The 3,146-nt window shown below is 65.9% G+C and carries 3 protein-coding genes and 1 pseudogene; 2 read left to right on the forward strand and 2 right to left on the reverse strand.

Annotation, left to right across the window (positions count from 1 at the left end):
* Nucleotides 1-302 precede the first annotated feature (302 nt).
* Entirely contained in the window at nucleotides 303-1,037 is a 735-nt protein-coding gene (locus tag KS423_RS42010) for an AraC family transcriptional regulator (protein WP_224284980.1), read from the reverse strand.
* Between the two features lie 288 nt (nucleotides 1,038-1,325).
* Between KS423_RS42010 and KS423_RS42015 the strand changes: the two genes are divergently transcribed.
* On the forward strand, nucleotides 1,326-1,766 hold the full coding sequence (locus KS423_RS42015) for a hypothetical protein (protein ID WP_224284981.1): 441 nt from the start codon (nucleotides 1,326-1,328) through the stop codon (nucleotides 1,764-1,766).
* Nucleotides 1,767-1,796: 30 nt separating this feature from the next.
* Nucleotides 1,797-2,831 (forward strand): hypothetical protein, encoded by a 1,035-nt coding sequence (locus tag KS423_RS42020; protein WP_224284982.1) that lies wholly within the window; start codon nucleotides 1,797-1,799, stop codon nucleotides 2,829-2,831.
* A gap of 86 nt (nucleotides 2,832-2,917) precedes the next feature.
* Here the strand turns inward: KS423_RS42020 and KS423_RS42025 are convergent.
* Nucleotides 2,918-3,019: pseudogene (locus KS423_RS42025) on the reverse strand (IS982 family transposase); the annotation flags it as partial.
* Nucleotides 3,020-3,146 lie beyond the last annotated feature (127 nt).

A 3,146-nucleotide genomic window follows, 5' to 3' on the forward strand; every position in this document is an offset into this window, starting at 1 on the left:
CATCGCCACCGCAACCAGCCCCCTTCAACCTGCTCGGATCTCCAGATCAGGACAGCAGGCGCACAGGGCCAGCGACCGGCAAAGCCGTCAGCCTCACCCTCCCCAGTGAAGATCACCAACAGCATCCAGAAGTTGAGCCAGAGCCGCGAACCCTGAACAAAGCCAGCCACGCCTCCACCCACCTGCGGCACCTGTTCCCGTACCTGCCCGGCCAGCCGGGCTACCTGCGCAAGGGGGCCGACCGACCACACGGAGGACCGGACGTGCTGGGAAGGACCCGTTCGAGTTCGAGAGGCGGTGGTTCAGCGATCGAAGACATTGGGCAGCCGTCCGTCGGCAGGAGCCCCGTCCCTGGCGGCGGCATGGTCGGCGAGAGTGCACAGCTGGGCGGGGGTGAGTCCGGCCAGGTCACGGAAGTCACGGGTCATGTGCGCCTGGTCGTAGTAGCCGCACAGAGCCGCCAGATCGGCCAGCGACCGGTGGGTGTCGGACGGCAGGGTGAGCGCCCGTTGGAACCGCAGGACCCGGCTGACGGATTGCAGCGGCAGTCCGATTTGCTCTCGGAACAGCACCTGCAACCGCCGGCTGCCGCGGCCTGTGGCAACAGTCAGATCTTTGGCGGATAACTGCCCGTGATGGGCAAGCAGCCGACTCCATGCCTCGGCGACGACCGGCGAGGGGGGCGATGCGTCCGCCATGCGCCGCGTCAGGGCGTTGTCGATGACCGCCCAGCGCCCCTCCCAGTCCGGCACGGCGATGAGCTGCTCGGTGAGCCTCGCTGACCAGCCGGTGCCCAGCACCTCGTCCGGGTGCATGTGGCAGTTGGCTAGGTGGTGCAGCGGCAGCCCCAGGCATGTGTACGCGCCGAGCGGGGTGAACTCCACCTCGACCGACTCCGCAACTCCCTCGTAGCCCCCTTTCACCGATGATGTGTGCAGACCGGCGAGCATCGCATGCCACGTGGTCCGCTCCGCCGGGACGCCCTGCGTGCAGTGGAGCAGGCGCAGGGGATCTCCCCAGCCCAAGATCAACGTCACTGTGGCGGAGGGAAGAGTGAGCCTGACAGGTCCCGGCCCCGCAGTGCGATGACCTCGGTACATCACGACCTGAGCCCGTAACCGCTCGGGTGCGCTGCGTTCCGCGTACCCGTTCCTGTTCCTCGACTCCATGGGCGTTTCAACCTCCATCTGCGGCCCTACGGGCGGGTGCGCGTCAGCCGAATCCGGTGAAGAGAGTGCGCCTTTGTACAAGGCAGGGGAAGAGGCTCCACAGCAATCTGGACACGCCACACGGCATCCCTGGAACGCCACGTAGGAGGAGTCCGAATGCTCAGGAAGATCATCACTACCGCGACAGTGACAACCGTGGCTGCGGGGGCGGTCCTCATGGGGTCCGCGGGTGCGGCCTCCGCCGCCCCGCTCTGGTGCGGGAGCTGGCTGCAGGAGCCCTCCAAGGCGAGCAACATCTCCGCGGTACCCGGAACGTACGCGAACGTCGGAGGACCCACGTACATCCGCGTCAACCAGGGCACCTACGGCGGGAAGTGGTATGCGTGGGCCAAGATGTACAACTACGGTCTCGACTCCGTGGCTCTGATCTGGGTCAACCAGTCGGATGGGGCGATCTACCAGTGCGGTAACCGGGACGGCGTACGGGAGTGGGCCCAGGACTACACCGCTGGCGTTGATGACGCGCACGCCTACAAGGTGCAGGCGAAGTACATGCACTCGAACGTTGCCTACGGTCCGACGGTCGTCTGGCGATGAGCGAAGTCGATGACCCCCTCGCGTGAGCAGATGAGTGTCGTCGGCACGGATGTCCGTGAACCGGCTCCTCGTGCTGACAGCCACGGCCCTGCGATGCCGCACCGGAAGGAGACCATGAAGCGATGGAGGATCTCATCGGTACTGCCGGCCGCAGTGGTCTCTCTTCTGCTTCTCGTGTCGGCCGCATGCACCACCGCGCCGAAGGCCGGGACGGCGGCTGACGCGCCCGTGATCACGCAGGGGGCGGGATCCGCAGGCCTTCTCGCGCTTCCCCTGGATGCCTATGAACTGCCGGACGCGGACTACCTCCAGGTGCAGCGGGCGACCATGCACTCGTTGCGTGATTGCATGGCCTCTTTCGGACTGACTCTCAGCGTTCCCGAGGTCTCCACTTCCCGGTACCCTCGGCATGCGACCATGCTCGGCTGGCTCGGTGCCCACGGGGTCGAGCGGTACGGATATCGAGGGCCGGCGAACTTCGCGGACGACATGGCAGCAGCTGCCCGACGTGGCAGTAGACCCATCGTTGTCCCCGAAGACCAGATGGCGGTGTTCGAAGGGAGCGTTCCCCGGTTCCGGGGGGAGAAGGTGCCTGAGGGTGGGTGCGACGGGAGAACCCGTCGCACACTCAACGGCGGAGAGGTCTCGATACAGATCGACGGACTCGACTCCACCGTTCCTCCCGAACGATGGCTTCATGTCCTGGGAGCTCAGGCCGGGGACCGGGCGAGGTCCGACGGGCGGTTCTTCTCCACAGTACGGTCGTGGAGCGAGTGCATGCGCGACCGGGGATTTCGGTATCAGAACCCCGACCAAGCGATGAGCGATCCTCGGTGGAGCCCCGGCGAGGACGGCGCGGGTCAGTCGCCGTCCCGGGACGAGATCGAGACTGCGGTCGCGGACAGGGACTGTCGGGACAGGGTGAATTTTTCGGGAGTCCTGCAGTTCCTGATGGCTCAGTACGAGAACGAGATGATCAACTCGCAGGGCCATCGCATCCGCGAGGTTTCCGACCTCCTGAAGACCCGGGCCATGAATTCATCCAGGATTCTCAGTGCCGGCTGATGAACTTGGATTCGTGATGGCGGTGTCGTCGGGGTCGGCAGCGCGTGGTGGGGTCGGCCTGGGCGAGGCAGCGGTCGATCAGGTGTGGGTTGATCGTCGGGCGGGCACACCAGGTGCAGTCGCGGGCCCCGGAAGAACCGCGAGTGGCTGGCGCAGTAGCCGTACTCGGCCCAACCGGCCAGGCCGGACTAGTGTCCTGCGCCAGAGATTCGTCGGCAGAATCGGGCGAGGGAGTCGAGGATCTCCTCTGCGGTTTTGGTCCAGGTGAACGGTGTGGGGTTGTCGTTCCAGTTCTTGATCCAGGTGCGGATGTCT

The sequence above is a fragment of the Streptomyces sp. LS1784 genome (assembly GCF_020103755.1).
Lineage (GTDB): Bacteria > Actinomycetota > Actinomycetes > Streptomycetales > Streptomycetaceae > Kitasatospora.

Bases quoted from the DNA above. Each gene is read 5' to 3' on its own strand.
- KS423_RS42020 (WP_224284982.1), top strand. From the start codon at position 1,797: ATGAGTGTCGTCGGCACGGATGTCCGTGAACCGGCTCCTCGTGCTGAC.
- KS423_RS42015 (WP_224284981.1), top strand. From the start codon at position 1,326: ATGCTCAGGAAGATCATCACTACCGCGACAGTGACAACCGTGGCTGCG.